13 protein-coding genes are annotated in these 16,761 nt (G+C 35.1%); 12 read left to right on the top strand and 1 reads right to left on the bottom strand.

The features are described from left to right. Positions 1-3 precede the first annotated feature (3 nt). From EG339_RS22110 to EG339_RS22140, 7 genes are all read left to right on the top strand, one after another. Entirely contained in the window at positions 4-1,287 is a 1,284-nt protein-coding gene (locus EG339_RS22110) for a condensation domain-containing protein (RefSeq protein WP_123872176.1), read from the top strand. Continuing rightward, positions 1,284-2,537, top strand: a complete 1,254-nt coding sequence (locus EG339_RS22115; RefSeq protein ID WP_123872177.1) for a condensation domain-containing protein — start codon at positions 1,284-1,286, stop codon at positions 2,535-2,537. The genes EG339_RS22110 and EG339_RS22115 overlap by 4 nt, the downstream gene beginning before the upstream one ends. Next, on the top strand, positions 2,534-3,085 hold the full coding sequence (locus EG339_RS22120; RefSeq protein WP_123872178.1) for a hypothetical protein: 552 nt from the start codon (positions 2,534-2,536) through the stop codon (positions 3,083-3,085). Before EG339_RS22115 ends, EG339_RS22120 begins: the two co-directional genes overlap by 4 nt. Positions 3,086-3,159: 74 nt before the next feature. Continuing rightward, entirely contained in the window at positions 3,160-4,119 is a 960-nt protein-coding gene (locus EG339_RS22125; RefSeq protein WP_185147685.1) for a Fic family protein, read from the top strand. 222 nt (positions 4,120-4,341) lie between these two features. Beyond that, positions 4,342-4,668, top strand: coding sequence for a nucleotide pyrophosphohydrolase (locus EG339_RS22130; RefSeq protein WP_123872180.1), 327 nt, complete (start codon positions 4,342-4,344; stop codon positions 4,666-4,668). An 8-nt stretch (positions 4,669-4,676) separates the two neighbouring features. Continuing rightward, positions 4,677-6,854, top strand: coding sequence for a DNA/RNA helicase domain-containing protein (locus tag EG339_RS22135; RefSeq protein WP_123872181.1), 2,178 nt, complete (start codon positions 4,677-4,679; stop codon positions 6,852-6,854). A 172-nt stretch (positions 6,855-7,026) separates the two neighbouring features. Then, positions 7,027-8,775 carry an ATP-dependent nuclease gene (locus EG339_RS22140; protein WP_123872182.1) on the top strand — a complete coding sequence of 583 codons (1,749 nt, stop codon included), beginning with the start codon at positions 7,027-7,029 and terminating at the stop codon, positions 8,773-8,775. Positions 8,776-8,837: 62 nt separating this feature from the next. Here the strand turns inward: EG339_RS22140 and EG339_RS22145 are convergent, their stop codons facing one another. Then, positions 8,838-9,248, bottom strand: a complete 411-nt coding sequence (locus tag EG339_RS22145; RefSeq protein ID WP_123872183.1) for a helix-turn-helix domain-containing protein — start codon at positions 9,246-9,248, stop codon at positions 8,838-8,840. A gap of 301 nt (positions 9,249-9,549) precedes the next feature. On the opposite strand from EG339_RS22145, the gene EG339_RS22150 reads away from it, so the two are divergent. The 5 genes from EG339_RS22150 (at position 9,550) to EG339_RS22170 (ending at position 16,707) form a co-directional block, all read left to right on the top strand. Further along, positions 9,550-10,053 carry a hypothetical protein gene (locus EG339_RS22150; RefSeq protein ID WP_123872184.1) on the top strand — a complete coding sequence of 168 codons (504 nt, stop codon included), beginning with the start codon at positions 9,550-9,552 and terminating at the stop codon, positions 10,051-10,053. Between the two features lie 870 nt (positions 10,054-10,923). Beyond that, a complete protein-coding gene (locus EG339_RS22155; RefSeq protein ID WP_123872185.1) occupies positions 10,924-12,783 on the top strand; it encodes an McrB family protein in 1,860 nt (619 codons plus the stop codon). Further along, on the top strand, positions 12,783-14,252 hold the full coding sequence (locus tag EG339_RS22160) for a 5-methylcytosine restriction system specificity protein McrC (RefSeq protein WP_123872186.1): 1,470 nt from the start codon (positions 12,783-12,785) through the stop codon (positions 14,250-14,252). The genes EG339_RS22155 and EG339_RS22160 overlap by 1 nt, the downstream gene beginning before the upstream one ends. A gap of 173 nt (positions 14,253-14,425) precedes the next feature. Then, a complete protein-coding gene (locus EG339_RS22165; RefSeq protein WP_123872187.1) occupies positions 14,426-15,559 on the top strand; it encodes a 1-acyl-sn-glycerol-3-phosphate acyltransferase in 1,134 nt (377 codons plus the stop codon). A gap of 320 nt (positions 15,560-15,879) precedes the next feature. Continuing rightward, positions 15,880-16,707, top strand: coding sequence for a helix-turn-helix domain-containing protein (locus tag EG339_RS22170; RefSeq protein WP_123872188.1), 828 nt, complete (start codon positions 15,880-15,882; stop codon positions 16,705-16,707). The last annotated feature ends 54 nt before the right edge of the window (positions 16,708-16,761 follow it).

Below are 16,761 nucleotides of genomic sequence, written 5' to 3' on the forward strand. Positions count from 1 at the left end.
CCTATGAACCAACCTATAAAAAGAAGATTGTTATTTGGTGAACGAATGCTGCTGGGAGACGGCACAGAACCGTTCAATGCAGTGATCCCTTTCAGGCTCAGAGGTACCTTTACATTGAAGGATATCCAGCACGCTCTGGCTCGTATCCAAAAAAAACACCCGTGGTTAAGAGCGCTTATTGCGCATGATGATAAAAATATCCCATGGTTTGATGTTCCTGAAAACCCGATCTCCATCCCGGTAAGAATTATTGCCAGGAAAGGAGAAGACCAGTGGCAGGAAGAATCCAGAAGGGAGTGGAATACCTTATTCGATCCTAAAAAATTACCTCTTATCCGGTTTGTCTGGATCAAGGGGGAAGACGTTTCTGACATGCTTTTTGCGTTCCACCATTGTTTATGCGATGGTGGTTCTGCAATGGCTTTTCTCTATGAATTTTTAAAGGTGCTGGATAATCCGACAGCAGATATCGGAATAGAAAACCCTATTCTGGGTATTGAGGATGTAGTTCCGGCAGATATTTTAAACAGCCGTAAGCAGAAACTTAAAGCAAAATTCATCGGAAAACTGGCCGCTACAGCCATTAAATATATTCCTGTAGGAAAAAAATCTGTTGAGCGCCATAGTGATTATCTGCTTCATTGGAAAATAGATGAAAACATAAGCCAGCAACTGATTTCTTACTGCAAATCCAATGGAGTTACAGTGAATACCTTTTTAAGCGCGGCATTGCTTCAGGCCTTCAAAAAAGTAAAAGGAAACGGAGCTTTCAATAAAGTATCCTGCCCGGTAGACATCAGGCGTTTTGCTACGCAGATCAAGGCAGATCATATTTTTGCCTTTGGGCTGATGATCGTAGTTTCTGCCAATGAAAAGCTGAGCTTCCTGGAAAATGTACGCTCTATGCAGGCCTCAGTAGAACGCAAGACCTCCAAACTGAATCCTTATATTACAATGATGGTAATGGAATCCGGACATGATGCCCTGAATAATTTCACAAAGCTTCTAAAGAACGGAAAATCTTCCAATGACTGTATGTTTTCCAATCTGGGACGCATTCAGATCCCTCATAAATATAAAGAATTTACGGTAGATACTATTTTCAGCCCGTCTGTGATTGGCCCATTGGGCAATACCACAACATTAGTGGTTTCTACCTACCGTGGGAAAATGGATTTCTCCTTTGTGGGAAGTGAAGGTTACTTGCCGTATACCGATGCCATGGCCATCCGTGATGAGATCATGAAGATTATTAAGTTACAACTGGAATATATTACTGTATCATGATCAAAAGAAAACTAATGATGGTGGAAAGGATCATGTATGTAGATCCGGAAACCCCTGTAAACTGTGTATTTGCAGCCCAGATAAAAGGAGAACTTCAGGAGCAGAACTTCAGAATTGCTCTGGGAAAGATCCAGCAGAAACACCCTATGCTTAGGATGGTAATAGATACCAGAAGTGAAAAATATCCTTTTTTTAAAGAAGAAAAGGATATTGCTCCTATCCCATTCCGTATTGTAGAAAGAAAAACGGATGAAGACTGGCTTACAGAATCTCAAAAAGAATGGAAGGTACTGTTTGAGGAAGAGAAACTGCCCCTAGCCCGTGTAGTCTGGGTAAGAGGAAAAGATATTTCGGAAATCTTCTGGGTAATGCCTCACTGCATTTCAGACGGAACCACCGGAGTGACCTTAATGCGGGAACTTCTCCAGCTTTTAGATGATCCTTCTTTGGAATTAGAACCTTATGAGCCTTTCTCTTCAGTAGATGAATTTCTCCCTTCCCATTTTAATGTAAAAACTAAGAAATTCAAAGCCAGACTTTATCTGGCCTTTGCCAGGTTCTTCTTTATGCTGCAACAGAAAAGCCAAAAGAGAAACCTTGGAAAAGACTATGTTCTTCACCAAAAGCTGGATAAGGCCACAACTTCCCAAATCACTGAAAGATGTAAAGCCAATGGCATTTCCGTACATGCTTTATTGTGTTCTGCCTTCATGCAGGCATTCCGGGAAGTGAAAGGAAAAGAAGCCAAAGGGAAAGTGATCAGTCCGGTAGATGTGCGTCATTTTATTCCGGAGATCAAAGACGATCATTTATTTGCCTTTGCTCCAACGGTTGACCTTGCTATTAAAAAAGGAAACTCCGACCTGTTGACCAATGCCAGACACATCAAGGAAGACCTTACTCAGAAAATTGGTAAAATGGAAGCCCGCGAACTCCTGTGGATGGGTGAACAGATGCACCCGGTTGTTGACCGCATGATCTCCATGCTTAAAACCAGCAATGGCGGTCATGATGTAACTTTATCCAATATGGGAAGGCTCAATATCCCGAATACGTACAAAAACTTCAGCATTGAAACCATTTTCAGTCCTACAGTTGCTTTCCCGTGGCTGAACTCAAATACGCTGACAACAAGTACCTACAACCATCAGATGGATTTTATATTTTTGTCCAACGAAGACTTCCTGCCCAAAGCGGAAGCAGCCAAAATAAAAGAGAAAGCCATAGCGCTCATGACCACCTCCGTATGAAATTTAAATTTAAGCCGAAGCCGCCTAAAAAGCTCAAGAAAACTACCCTTAAACGCTTTCTCATCAAGCGGACGATTTACTATGTCCTCCCGAATGTATTTTTCAATTTCATCATTGCCTATGCCAGCTTCAAAGAATTAGGCTACACCCATTTTTTCTCCGGCGAACAGAATCTGGCCCGTCTTACCCTACCCATGGCCCTGTTTCTCCCCGTTGTCCTCACCATAGATATCATCAAAAGAGTAACCGATGCCGCCGGGCAAGGCGCCATTGAGTTTACCGTAGATGAACAGTTGAATATTAAAAAGTTAATGACCAAGCTGAGTATTCTATATGGCGTAATCACCTGTTCTCTGGTATTAGCGATGCTTTTTTTAGGGCAATATAATTTCTCTAAGGATTATAAACTGGATGCTACGGCAATGGCTGTTGTTGTGGGCATATTGGCTGGAGTGTTGTCTGTGGTGTTTGTGTATTTGCCCGTGTGGAGATTGAAGAGGTGGATGTGTAGGAGAACGCAGACTGTGGCTGTGGACTTAAATACATAGTTTATTTTAGTAAATCACTCTATTTTTAATATAAATCTCTATCTTTGATAGTATCATATGATATTATCAAGGATATGAAACCTCCCTATACCATTACAGACACCATTTTATTTTTAGTGGCTTCTATTTCTGAAAAAATAGGAGAAATCAATGCTTCACATCTGTATAAACCTGTCACTGAATTAAGGAAAAAGAACAGGATCAAAACCATTCAGTCTTCCCTGGAAATTGAAGGAAATACTATTACTGAAGAGCAGATAACTGCATTACTGGAAAATAAAAGAGTTATAGCTCCCCAAAAAGATATTCTTGAAGTTCAGAATGCGATACAGGTATATGAAGAAATCAATAAGCTGAATCCTTATCACTTAAAAGACTTAGAAAAAGCGCATTCTATTCTGATGAAAGGACTGGTTGCTTATCCCGGTAAGTTAAGAACCACTAATGTAGGAATCATTAAGGGTTCGAAAGTAGAACATATAGCACCGGGAGGCTCCATGGTAAAAGGATTGATGAAAGACCTTTTTGCTTATCTGAAAAAAGACAAAGACCTGATTTTAATTAAAAGCTGTGTCTTCCACTATGAGTTTGAATTTATACATCCTTTTACAGATGGCAATGGAAGAATGGGCAGACTGTGGCAGACTTTAATTCTGATGCAGCAATATCCTGTATTTGAATATCTGCCCGTAGAAGCTCTCATCAAACAAAAACAGGCCGAATACTATCATACATTATCAGAATCTGATAACGCAGGCAATTCTACTCCTTTTATAGAATTTATGCTCGGTATTATTCTCGAATCTTTACAGGAACTTCTTCAATCTCAAAATAAAACATTGTATACAGAAGACAGAATTTTCTTATTTAAAGAGAAAGTAAAACAAAAAAAATTCAGCAGGAAAGACTATATGCAGAACTTCAGAAGCATTTCTGCTCCCACCGCAAGCAGAGACCTGAAATGGGCTGTTGAACAGGGTATTTTATTAAAATCCGGAGAACAGAGGTTGACAGAATATTGGTTTAAAGAATGATGATGTAATTCCTTTTATTTTTGTGATATGAAGATTAAGGAGATAGCCCAAGACTATTGCTTTGGATTTAAATTCATAGTTTATTTTCATATACATGTTTTAAAAAATATTTTCAACATTTATATTCAAAATTTCCATAATAAACTGATATTTTCAACATAATTATGCCAAAGTTTTTACTATTTTTAAAGTTGAATTAAATTCGCTTTAGTAAATAATACCATGATAGATAAAAGTACAATAGAAAAGCTTATAAAATTTCGTGATGACAGAGACTGGGAACAGTTTCATAATTCAAAAGATTTAGCAGTCGCTTTATCTATTGAAGCTTCTGAGCTGTTAGAAATATTCTTATGGAAGGAAAACGAAGATTTTGATCAAGATAAATTAGAAGAAGAATTAGCAGATGTATTTATGTATGGTTTACTCCTTGCAAATAAAAATAATATAGATATCAATAGCATTATTTTAAAGAAATTACAGAGAAATAACGAAAAATATCCTGTAGAAAAAGCAAAAGGAAAATCAAATAAGTACGATGATTTGTAGTACAAGAAATGAAGAATTTTACAATTACAGAGGAATACGATTTTGATCACCTCATAGAAACAAAAATAAATAACAATCACAAAGACTACTTATCCTGGCCAATAGTTTATTTTTTGAAAAATAAAAAAACTAAAGCAGCTTATATAGGAGAAACTACAGATGTATTAACGAGAATAAATACCCATTTAAAGTCAGATGAAAAGAAACATCTTTCATCAGTAAATCTTATATTAAGCAATTTATTTCACAAATCCGCAACTTTAGATTTAGAATCAAATCTTATAAAATACATTTCTGCTGACGGGCAGTACACATTGCAAAACGGTAATCTTGGTGTTTCCAATCATCAATATCATGAAAAGAAAGTATATTGGAATTTATTCAAGGATATCTGGGATGAACTGAGACAGCTAGGTATATCCCGACACTCTCTGGATTTTATCAATAACTCAGATCTTTTCAAATATTCTCCTTATAAATCTCTCTCCAAAGAACAAATCAAGGGATTGAAAATGATTCTAAACTGTTTGTTGGATGAAAATGCTAAAGTTAGTCTTATTCATGGAGGAGCCGGAACTGGTAAATCTATTTTAGCAATTTTTTTATTTAAACTATTGAAAACAAATTTAGAGGATTTCAACTATGCTGATTTTGATGAAGATGATGAAGACCTTTTCCTCTTATTAAAAAGAGTAAAAGAGAAATACACAGATTTGAATATGGCATTGGTTATTCCAATGGCATCATTCAGAAAAACGATTTCTAATGTTTTTAAGAATGTAAACGGATTATCACAAAAGATGGTAATAGGACCTTCAGATTTAGCACAAAATAAATATGACCTTATCATCGTTGACGAAGGGCATCGCTTAAGAAGGAGAGTAAATTTAGGTTCATACTTTGGAACATTCGATCGTAACTGTGAAAAGCTAGGTTTAGATAAATTTACCGCATCGGAATTGGATTGGGTTATACTGCAAAGTACTAAATCTATTATTTTCTATGATCAGTATCAATCTATAAAACCTTCAGATACTCTTAAAGAAAGTTTTAAAAAATTAGAATTGGCCCCTTCAACGCGTGTTGAGAAATTAAAAACTCAGCTTCGGGTACGTGGTGGAAATAATTATATAAAGTTAATTCATAAAATTTTTGATGCACCTTCTACGCTTTCCTTACACCCCTATAAAACAAAAGATTACGAATTCTATCTTTTTGATGATTTATCTGAAATGATTAATAAAATAAAAGAGAAAAACGAACTTTATGGTTTATCCAGAATGGTAGCAGGATATGCCTGGGAATGGGTTTCAAATAAAAACACTGAAGCTTATGATATTGTTATTGGTGAAAATCAGTTAAAATGGAACAGTATTTCTGTAGATTGGGTAAATTCACCTAATTCTATCAATGAGGTAGGGTGCATTCATACCACACAAGGTTATGATTTGAATTATACAGGAGTCATTATAGGCCCTGAATTGGACTATGATTTTACATCTAAAAAACTAACTGTTGATAAACAAAAGTACAGAGATAAAAATGGTAAAAACTCAATTCAAAACGAAGAAGAATTACTAGATTTCATCATTAATATTTACAAAACAATATTGTTAAGAGGTATAGAAGGTACTTACATTTATGTATGTAATGAAAATTTGAGACGCTTTCTCCAGCAGTTTGTTCCAACTTTTAATCCTTCTTATACTGAGGAGAAATTAATAAAATTTTCCAATACTCCTACGGAAAACTCAATTCCTTTCTACGATCTAAATATTGCGGCAGGCTCTTTTTCTGAATTGCAGGAATTAGAGAATGTAAAATATATAGAACTGGATAGTCTAGAAAATAGAGATGATTATTTTGCATGCACTGTTATAGGTGAATCTATGAACAAAATCATTCCTAATGGGAGTATTTGTTTGTTCAAAAAATATAGCGGAGGTTCTCGTAATGGCTTAATCACTCTAGTTGAAGGAAGAAACATTACTGACTTAGAATTTGGAAGTAATTACACTATTAAAGAGTATTCCAGCAAAAAAATCACTGATGAAGAAGGGTGGCATCATGAAGAAATAGTATTGCTACCTCAATCCTACGATTCTAATTTTGAGCCTATCATTCTTAGAGATGAGGAAACGATTGATTTTAAAACTCTAGGGATTTTTGTAAAGGTATTGAAGTAGTAATTGTTTTCTTTTATATATATATTTTAAAAACCTTCTAAAAAGATTAGAAGGTTTATTTTATGAAAACACTGGAAATAGTTCTATTTTATCAAATTATAATAGTTATTGTAATTATGGAATCCCGTAAGGTATAATAAATAGTCTGAAATATATTTGAAAAAAAATCATTATGAAAATAATTTCTTTTGGAGTAAATAATTTTAGAAGAATTTCAGGTGGAATTGAAAGAAATACAATTGAATTTAATAATTCAAATACAATATTTCTTCTCGGACAAAATAATGTTGGAAAGTCTAGTTTTTTAAAAGCATATGAATTTTTTCATAATAATACTAGCCCAACATATGAAGATATTTACAGGATGGATCCTAATAACATAATTGAATTTGAAATGGTATTCGAACTTGATGAATATGATTTTAAAAAAGAAGCCATAAAAAATAAAAAAGAAGGATTAAAGAAATGGTTGAATGAAAAAAATCATCTTAAAATAAAGAGAATTTTCAAACCTAAAGATGGTGCAAAAATAACTTTTGAAAAAACAGAGAATTTAACTTGGAACTATAATACTTTAGAATGGGAAGTTAAAAACTATGGAGGTATTGGTCTTGATAGTGTTTTCCAAGCCGCATTGCCAAAACCTATATTCATAAAAGCTATGCCAACTGAAGCAGAAGGAGAAGCAATTATTAATGAGATTCTAAAACAAAAAGCAAATACAAAATTAGAAGATAAAGACCACCAAGAACTTAAAGAGGCACAATTAAAAATTCAAGAGTTACAGGATAAACTCTACAATCCGACTTCGATTAAAGCTTACAAAGAAGAAGTTAATAAATATTTCCAATCGCTTTTTCCTAACTCCAAAATTGAGCTAAGTGAAAAAGATAAAACTAAGTGGACAGAGAATTCTATAGGAAAAAGTTTTGGAATTCACTTTGAACATAATGATTCTGGAGGTGAAAAAGATGAAACTATACCTACAAGTCATGATCGAATAGGACATGGAGCAGTTCGATCCGCAATTTTCTCTTTATTGTTAATGAAAGATGTTGCTGAGGAATTTGAAAGAATAGACAATAGAAAAGATTATATTGTTTTGTTTGAGGAACCTGAATTATTTTTACATCCAAAATTAATGAAGCAACTCCGCACATTAATCTATAAAGTTAGTGAGGCAGACTCTCCATATCAAATACTTTGTGCTTCACATTCACCACAAATGATTGATATTACAAAAGAAAAATCCTCATTAGTTAGAATGGTTAAAGACGCTGAAGGAACTAAATTATTTCAGATTAACGATGAGTTTTTAAAGGAATCTAAAAACTTAAAAACAAAAGAGCAATTAAAACAAGAAATGAATGAGGTATTAAGATTTAACCCTTTTATTTGTGAATCTTTTTATGCGGATGAAGTTATTTTAATAGAAGGGCTTACAGAAGAAATTATTTTAAGAGGCTACTTTAATGAGATACAAACTGATAAAGACATTTTTGTTGTTAATTGTGGTACTGTTAATAATATTCCTTTTTTTCAGAAAATATTTTCACAATTTAATATTAAGTATCATGTAATATGTGATACGGATTCAGCAGAAATGAAGGAATGTGATGAAAATAATTTAATACAATTTGAATCAGGAATTCAAAAGGCGATTTACCAACAAATTAAATCAGATTATGAAAAACAAAATTATATATGTGGCTTATTTCAAGTAAATATTCCAACTTTTGAACCCTTTCACCAATGTGAAAACATACCTCAAAATCTGAGATATAAAGAATATCCAAAAACAGATGGTAAACCATACAATGCTAATTTATATTGGAAAGAAGTACTTCAGCCTAACTTAGGAACAAAAGAAATTAATCAAGTCCCAATAATAAATTTTCTAGAGAATATTACTGCTCACTAATCACATTTTTATAAGTATTACAAAAAAGGTTCAGCGTGTGCTGAACCTTTTTATATCTTAAATTATCTCTTTTCAATCAACCTCTCCAGCCTCCCCATCATCTCATCCTTCTCCTTCAGCATTCTTTCATAAAGTTCCATCTTTTCTTCATGCATTTTCAGAATAGCTTCTACCGGATTAAAAACAGGATGTATGTTAATTGCTGAAGCTCCTTCTTTGAAATCAGTAAAAGTATTAGAAATAATATTCACCGCCTGCTCCTCATCAAAATTCTGAAACGCTTCCACCGGAATTTTCAATACTTCAGAAATTCTTTTCAGTAAAGGGTCTTCAATAATTTCTTTCTGTTCCAGCAGAGAGACTTTCTTCTGGTTCCAGTCGTCCCCAAGGTCAAGAGCCAGTGCTTCCTGCTTAATGCCCAGCATTTCCCTGAATCGTTTTACATTGCGGCCCTGATGTATTTTGTGTTCCATGATAAATCAACATTTATGAGGTTTAAATATAGAAAAATATTTAGAAAAAACACCTTTCTAAAACAGTATAAATTACAATATCTGTTCTTCAGGTTTCTGCCCTGAAACCGCTCTCCTCTCCTCTTTCACTATTTTCTTTTTTATACCATCTTTTTTACTTCAAAAAGGCAGAAAAAACAAATCTCATTATCCTGTTTTCATGATCTGATGAACACCCACCAAAAAATTCACACAGTGTTGATTTTATAACCCCTACACTCCCTATCTTTGATTCTACAAACAATCAAAAAAACACAATATTATGGCACTAGACAATTTAATTAGTGTAAGCTTTTCAGAAAGCGATTTACAAACCATTGACAAAGCAATTCAGGACATCCAGACCGTCCTTACAGGCAAAACCATCAACCTCACCCCGGACCAGAGACAGCAATACGGAAGAATTGCAGAACAAAACAAACTCTTCGTGAATAAAGCCAAAACCTATATGGAACAAAATGCTCAGTATGTTCCGGGATTCCTTGATAAAGCAGAATTCGACAGAGATTATATCGCAAGAGAACAGATAGAACAGCGCTTACAGCTATTAGATTCACTGGTAGAACAGCTTTCTGACACCAAAGTATTGCTGGATCATGATAATTATCACAATGCCATCAGTTTCTACCGAAGCGTCAGATACCTTTCTGAAGAAAATGTACCTGGTACCAATGTGATTTACGAAGGGATGAAACAGTTTTTTGTAGCGGGACAGACTTCAGGACAAACTGAAACCCCTCCACCCACTTCAAATAATAATCAGTAAGAATAAACACTTTTTTTGAGAGCACCTGAAAGCGTGCTTTTTCTGTTCTCACCTGTTTACTATATTTTGGTTGGAAATCGCAAAGGCGCAAGTCCTTAATTATAATGACGTTTTTTAAGGCGCAAGGATTTTATCTCCGATAAAATTTTTATATCCTAATACACTCACTTGCTGAAAATCTTTGATTTTCTTGCGACTTAAAAAAAGATCAATATTTAAAACTTTGCGACTTTGCGTTTAAAACAAAATAATAAGCCATTGTATCTGAAGAAGTAGGATATTTTTAAAACGAAAAGACCTTATTGATCAGAATTTATGATTAGGGAGCAAAGGAATGGTGGCTGCGCCACTGATGAAGCCAGGTGGATAGTGCACATGATTCTTATAATAGTATTTTAATCCTCTTACCTCCTTTACTAAACCCTCCAGGTAGTATAGCAACGGTCTCTCCCCCCTTTGATAACGGTCTCCACCCCCTTATATAAGCACCCGGAGCCCCTTAACCAACCCCCTCTACCCCCTTACCCAAGGGGGTAAAGCCCCTTCTCAAAGGGGGTGGAGACCGTTCATAAAGTCCCTTCAGAGGCTTGTTGAAGGGGCTGAAGGGGCTTTGAAAGGGGCTGAAATTATTTCTGAGCAATATTTTTAGTGATTTTAAAGAAAATTTACGTTTTCCCGTAAGCGGGAGCTAAAGATTTTTACTATCATTGTATTCTATAAACAAAATAATCATGAAAATACCAGTTCATCTCTTTATATGATGGTATAAAAGATATTCAGCATTTACTTAAGAATAATTTAAGCCAATAAAGGCTCTGTTACTAGCTAACAGATCATTTATGATATGGCTGTCAGAAACTAAAAACCAATATGACGTTTACAGAATTAATTAACAAGTTAGAGATTTGGGATGAATGGCAAAAAAGCTACATCCACTATGTACCACAGTTTATTCAGGAAGCCGGTACAGGAAAAAATTGGGAAGATTGGGATAAAGAGCTCTTTTATGAGTTTTTTATGCGTTCTGCAGATCAATGTGTTTCATCTTTGAAACAAGGATATTTTACCAATGCAGAAAGAAATCTCATTAAGCAAAACTGGCCGGAACTTTCTATACTATTACAGAAAATTGCATTAAACCAGGAGCAGCCTTTATTTGATACATATTATCAGATCAAAGAATTAATCCGAAAATGTACAGACAATAATAAAAAAGCTGCTACCAACAGGCTTATTGCAAGTTTACAGCCTCAGCTGTTATGTACTGTAGTAAATCAGGATAAATTAGGACAATTGGTTTATTTACTGAATACCCATGTTGATGATTTCGAATTGGAACTTACCTATGATTGGTTTCAGGACAGCTACAACATTCTTCAGATCTTTAAGGAAAAACTCAACCAGGATGGTTTTGAAATTGTAACCCTTCCGTGGCAGGTTTACGATTATTTTCAGGAACAAAATACAGCATCACCTACAGAACAAAATGATATGAGTGAAAATAAACTGGATCACCAGATTCAGATTTTAGAATACAAAAAACAAATTATCCTGCAAGGTCCTCCGGGCACAGGAAAAACAAGGCAGGCCAAAGAACTGGCTGTTCAATTACTGGGATTACATACAACCCAGGAATTAAAAGATCATCCGCAGTTCAAACTGATTCAGTTCCACCCTAGCTATACTTATGAAGATTTTGTAAGAGGAATAGTAGCCAAGCCGGATGAAGAAGGAAACGGAATTATCTACGAAGCTGAAAATAAAGTACTGGGTGATTTTATCAAAAAAGCATGTGAAGATTCTCAACATAGCAATGGTTCTTCTCATACGGCATGGCTTGATGAAGTATTTGAAGATTTCAAAACCTCTATAGAAGAAGAGCTAATTGCAAATGATCATAAAATAAGACTTACTAATAAGCTATTTCTAACCCATATCGGGGAGAGCTCTTTTCATATTTCCAGTGAAGGATGGACAGGAGATCGCCTAAAGTTCAGTGAGATAAAAAAATTATATAAGTATAATATCACTAAAAGAGAGGAAACAAAAAAATACGATGATCTGGCAAAAACTGTTTATCACAGAACAGCTTATTATTTCCCGTTAGTGGAAAAATTCAAAACTTTTCTACAGGATAAACCTTTTCATACTCCTGATCAGCCACTATCTCAGCCACAAAACTACGTTCTGGTAATTGATGAAATCAACCGTGCCAATCTGTCATCTGTACTGGGTGAGTTAATATATGCCCTTGAATACAGAGGAAAAGCAGTGGAAAGTGTATATGAAGTAGAAGGTAATAGAGATCTCATTCTCCCTCTCAATCTTTATATTATTGGTACTATGAATACGGCAGACCGCAGCGTAGGCCATATTGATTATGCCATACGAAGACGTTTTGCTTTTATTGATGTCTTGCCTGAATCTCTAGAGCATGATAATACTATTCATTTTAATTCCGAAGGCTTTGAAAAAGTGTCTCAGTTATTCAAAAATGGAAATGTAAGTGGTGAGTTTGAAGCAAAAGATGTTCAGTTAGGCCATAGCTATTTCATTGCGCCAAAGCAAGACCCAATCAATCACCAGAACCGGGATGAAATTTTCAGAATGAAGATGAATTATGAGGTTGTTCCTATTCTTCTGGAATATGTTAAAGACGGGGTTCTTATCGGAAATTATGACGGCAAGGATATCAAAGACTATATTCATACCCTGAAAATGAATAATTAATGGGAATTCTACTTTCAGAACACAAAAGCTTTCTGATAAAACGCATAGCAGCAGGAGAATCTTTCACCAATATACAGAATGAACTGCTACATGTTGATGATGACTCTTTTGCCTTATTTAACACGCTAGAGAGCAAAAAATTCAACCATCAGTCTTTTTCTTTTTCAGTAATAAAAGAAGAAAATCATTGTGAGATTAAGGCAGATTACTTTGTAGGTATTGACTGGCTAGGTGACACCGGCAGAACAATCTATGTAGAGCCAAAAATTAATATGGGGTTGTCTCAGTATTTCCGAAACTGTCTCAATGAGGAAGAAGACTCTACCAAAACTCCGGAAGCGTTTGAAAGTAAGGAAAAGGTAGAGCCCAAAGAGATCAATTACCTTAAAATCCTTTTGGATATTATGGCCTTACCGCAAACAGCCCAATATTCAAGAGATATAATCCAGATCGACTGGAAAGCTAAGCCTATTACCATTGATCAGAAGAATGACCGCTTAACTCCATTTCTTATCATACAGTTTTTACAGCATTTAAAAACAATTGTAAGAAAGGGCCTAAAGAAATCATACTATAAAATTCAGGAAAACCTAAACAGTAAAGTAAAGGGTAAAGTATTAATTGGACAGCATATAAAAAAAAATGTTTTTAAAAACAGATTAACGTCCACTTTTTGTGAATTTCAGGTATTTGGAGAAGACCATCTTGAAAACCGTTTTTTAAAGAAAGTACTGGAATTTGCAATCAGTTATATTGGAAATAATCCAATATTATTTTCTTCAAATCTGACATCAATTAAAAATACTTTCAATTATTGCAGACCGGCTTTTGAACATATTGGTACTGAGATTAATGAACATCAATTAAAAAACATAAAGAAAAATCTCTTTTTCAATGAATACGGAGAAGCAATCAGGATTGGCCAGCTTATACTGAAGCGTTTCTCTCATAATATTACTAAAACAATGCAGGAAAAGATAGAAACTCCACCTTTCTGGATTGATATGCCAAAGATGTTTGAACTCTACTTTTATTATCAGTTGGTAAAAGCAAATCCTGAAGATGAAAAGTATATTCATTACCAGCTTAAAACCTATGGAAATCATCTGGATTTTCTCATCACTAAGCCAGGTTTCGAAATGGTGATTGATACTAAATATAAACTTAAGTATATCAAAAATCATATTCACAGAGATATCCGGCAGGTTTCGGGATATGCACGCCTCAAAAAAGTTATTAATACAGTGAAAAGTAAAAATCCTTTGTGGGATGAAGAGAATATGATGGATTGTCTGATTATATATCCACATCTTGATGAAAATGAGGAAAGCAAAAAAGAAGCGAATTCATCTGTTTTACTGAACGAATTTTCGTTTGAAAATATTAAAAAGCAATTTGCGAATAAACAGAATTGTATTGGCGCTTATCACAAAGTGTTCAAATTGGGAATAAATTTACCCATAATATGAAAAGAGAAAACGGTCATTAATAAAGATGATCGTTTTTTTATCTCGCCTTTTTATACTTCAACGTTCATTATTCCCCAACTCCTACGCCCTTCATAATACTTTAACAACCTTTATAACCAATCCCCAGATAAATTTTCGTTCTTTTGCAAAAAAGTTTTAATTTTTACCATAACATGTCGAAGTTTGATGAAATCCGGTATTTTCATGATCATGAAGTGAATGAAAGATTACAGAGCATAGCCCGTGATCCGATGATGAAAGCACTGATGAACTTTACTTTTCCCGGTGTGGATGAGCAGGTTTGGCTTGAACAGTTTAAAAATGTACATTCCATAAGTGATTTCCAGCATCAGTTTGTAGCATATGCCGTTCGTCAGATCCTTGCAAAAAGCTCTGAAGGCTTAACTACTTCCGGATTTGAAAAGCTGGATAAAAATACCCCTTATCTTTTCATCTCAAACCACCGGGATATTGTTCTGGATACTTCACTGCTTAATCTCGTATTGTTGGAAGGCGGGTATATTATGACCGCTTCTGCCATTGGGGATAATCTGGTCCGTAAAAACTTCCTAAACGTTCTGGCTAAGCTGAACCGGAACTTTTTGGTACAAAGAGGCCTGCCGCTTCGTGAGCAGCTTACAAGCTCACAGACAATGTCTGAGTATATTAGGGAGCAACTGCTTCATGAAAACCGCTCGGTATGGATTGCCCAGCGTGAAGGCCGTGCTAAAGACGGGAATGATGCCACCCAGCAAGGGGTTTTAAAAATGTTGGCCATGGCAGCCGGAGAACAATCTCTGATGGATTATTTTAAAAACTTAAAAATTGTCCCTGTTTCTATTTCCTATGAGTATGATCCTACAGATTCTCTAAAAATGCCTCAACTGCTGGCACAGCACAGGGATGAGGAATATATTAAAGGTAAAAATGAAGATTTCACCACAATTCTCAGCGGAATTTTAGGACAAAAGAAAAGAATTCATATCCATGCCGGTGATGTTATTAATACAGAATTGGATCATATTGCCGCTACGATTGAGAATAAAAACAAGCAGCTGCAGGCTATTGTACAGTTGATTGATGATTCCATCATTAAGAATTACAAGCTTTGGCCCACAAAATATATAGCCTACGATCTGCTCAACAATACAGACACCTATGCTTCTCAATATACGGAACAGGAAAAACAATTGTTTATCCGAAGACTTGAAATGCGAATTGATCCGTCTGATCCTGTTTCTAAAGAATATTTCCTGGCGATGTATGCCAATCCTTTAGTAAATAAATTAAAGGCTGAAAAAAAGTAATCTCTTTAACCATAGATTACTAAGATCTGCATAGATTTTAATACAAAACTTCGAAATAATTGAAGGTATTTTATAAACGCAAAGGTTTCATATTTATCCCGTAATATTTCAAGGGAGCAAAGAGAGGATTCAATGAAATTGATTCTTACTAAGCATGTGCATAATCCTCATGCTTCATCAGCAGTTTACCGCAATCTTAGCCTCCTTAAAAATAAACCACCTGAATCGCTATATCTTTGCGTCAAATAATTATATTTTATTCTTTGTATACACTTTTCTCCAGAAAGGCTATCTTCGTATTCCTATTCAAGATCTTTCAGATGAAAAAGATGATCCCCTCCCACCACAATCAATTGGAAAATTCAACAGTAAGACTGATGCCTCTCTCTGTTTTCTATGAGAAACAAGCCGAAATTCACCGGGATGACCATTATATGTTTATTCTTCAGAAAAAAGGCGATTTCACACTGGAAGTTGACTTTAAAATTATTGAAATGAAAGGCGCCTCACTATGTTTTGTAGCTCCCGGCCAGATACATCAGTCCATTCACCAGAAAGATAATGAGGGCTGGTTTTTATTTGCAGAAGCCGGAAGTATTTCAGAATGGTACCGGGAAGTTCTGGATATGCATCAATGGATCCATCAGGCTGTCAGTATTGAAGAAAATGACCTGATTTTTGATCTCCTTATCCTGCTCGGAAAAACGGAAAGAGAGACAATGATACACCACCTTTCCATAGAACGTTCCCTGGCCGATGCTACTATTGGAATCATTGTTTCGAGAATTTCAGAATCTCCGGTATTGCCGCCTCAGAACAATAGCCAGAAGTACCTCATTACAAAGCAGTTCAAAAAGCTTATTGCCGATTATTTTAAAAGTACCAAGCAGGTACAGCAATATGCTCAGTTATTGTCTATTACTCCACTTTATCTGAATGAAACAGTAAAAGAGGTTACAGGCTATCCTGCCAGTTTCTGGATTCAGCAGAAAATTCTTTGGGAAGCACGGCGTTTACTATTTTATACAACCATGAATGTGAAAGAGATCGCTTTTGAACTGGGATATGAAGATCATGTTTATTTTTCACGTTTCTTTAAAAAGGGAACTGGAACAACGGCTTTAGAGTTCAGAGCAAAAAAACCATGATTCATCCTATCATTACCGTTAAATAACTATCAGCTCCCTGATCTGTACATTATA

Origin of the sequence: Chryseobacterium bernardetii (genome assembly GCF_003815975.1) — a bacterium.
Lineage (GTDB): Bacteria > Bacteroidota > Bacteroidia > Flavobacteriales > Weeksellaceae > Chryseobacterium > Chryseobacterium bernardetii.

What these genes read in the sequence shown, in the direction of transcription:
- EG339_RS22140 (WP_123872182.1), top strand. Translation starts at nt 7,027, where the DNA reads ATGAAAATAATTTCTTTTGGAGTAAATAATTTTAGAAGAATTTCAGGT.
- EG339_RS22155 (WP_123872185.1), top strand. Translation starts at nt 10,924, where the DNA reads ATGACGTTTACAGAATTAATTAACAAGTTAGAGATTTGGGATGAATGG.
- EG339_RS22170 (WP_123872188.1), top strand. Translation starts at nt 15,880, where the DNA reads ATGAAAAAGATGATCCCCTCCCACCACAATCAATTGGAAAATTCAACA.
- EG339_RS22145 (WP_123872183.1), bottom strand. Translation starts at nt 9,248, where the DNA reads ATGGAACACAAAATACATCAGGGCCGCAATGTAAAACGATTCAGGGAA.
- EG339_RS22125 (WP_185147685.1), top strand. Translation starts at nt 3,160, where the DNA reads ATGAAACCTCCCTATACCATTACAGACACCATTTTATTTTTAGTGGCT.
- EG339_RS22150 (WP_123872184.1), top strand. Translation starts at nt 9,550, where the DNA reads ATGGCACTAGACAATTTAATTAGTGTAAGCTTTTCAGAAAGCGATTTA.
- EG339_RS22120 (WP_123872178.1), top strand. Translation starts at nt 2,534, where the DNA reads ATGAAATTTAAATTTAAGCCGAAGCCGCCTAAAAAGCTCAAGAAAACT.
- EG339_RS22135 (WP_123872181.1), top strand. Translation starts at nt 4,677, where the DNA reads ATGAAGAATTTTACAATTACAGAGGAATACGATTTTGATCACCTCATA.
- EG339_RS22160 (WP_123872186.1), top strand. Translation starts at nt 12,783, where the DNA reads ATGGGAATTCTACTTTCAGAACACAAAAGCTTTCTGATAAAACGCATA.
- EG339_RS22110 (WP_123872176.1), top strand. Translation starts at nt 4, where the DNA reads ATGAACCAACCTATAAAAAGAAGATTGTTATTTGGTGAACGAATGCTG.
- EG339_RS22115 (WP_123872177.1), top strand. Translation starts at nt 1,284, where the DNA reads ATGATCAAAAGAAAACTAATGATGGTGGAAAGGATCATGTATGTAGAT.
- EG339_RS22130 (WP_123872180.1), top strand. Translation starts at nt 4,342, where the DNA reads ATGATAGATAAAAGTACAATAGAAAAGCTTATAAAATTTCGTGATGAC.
- EG339_RS22165 (WP_123872187.1), top strand. Translation starts at nt 14,426, where the DNA reads ATGTCGAAGTTTGATGAAATCCGGTATTTTCATGATCATGAAGTGAAT.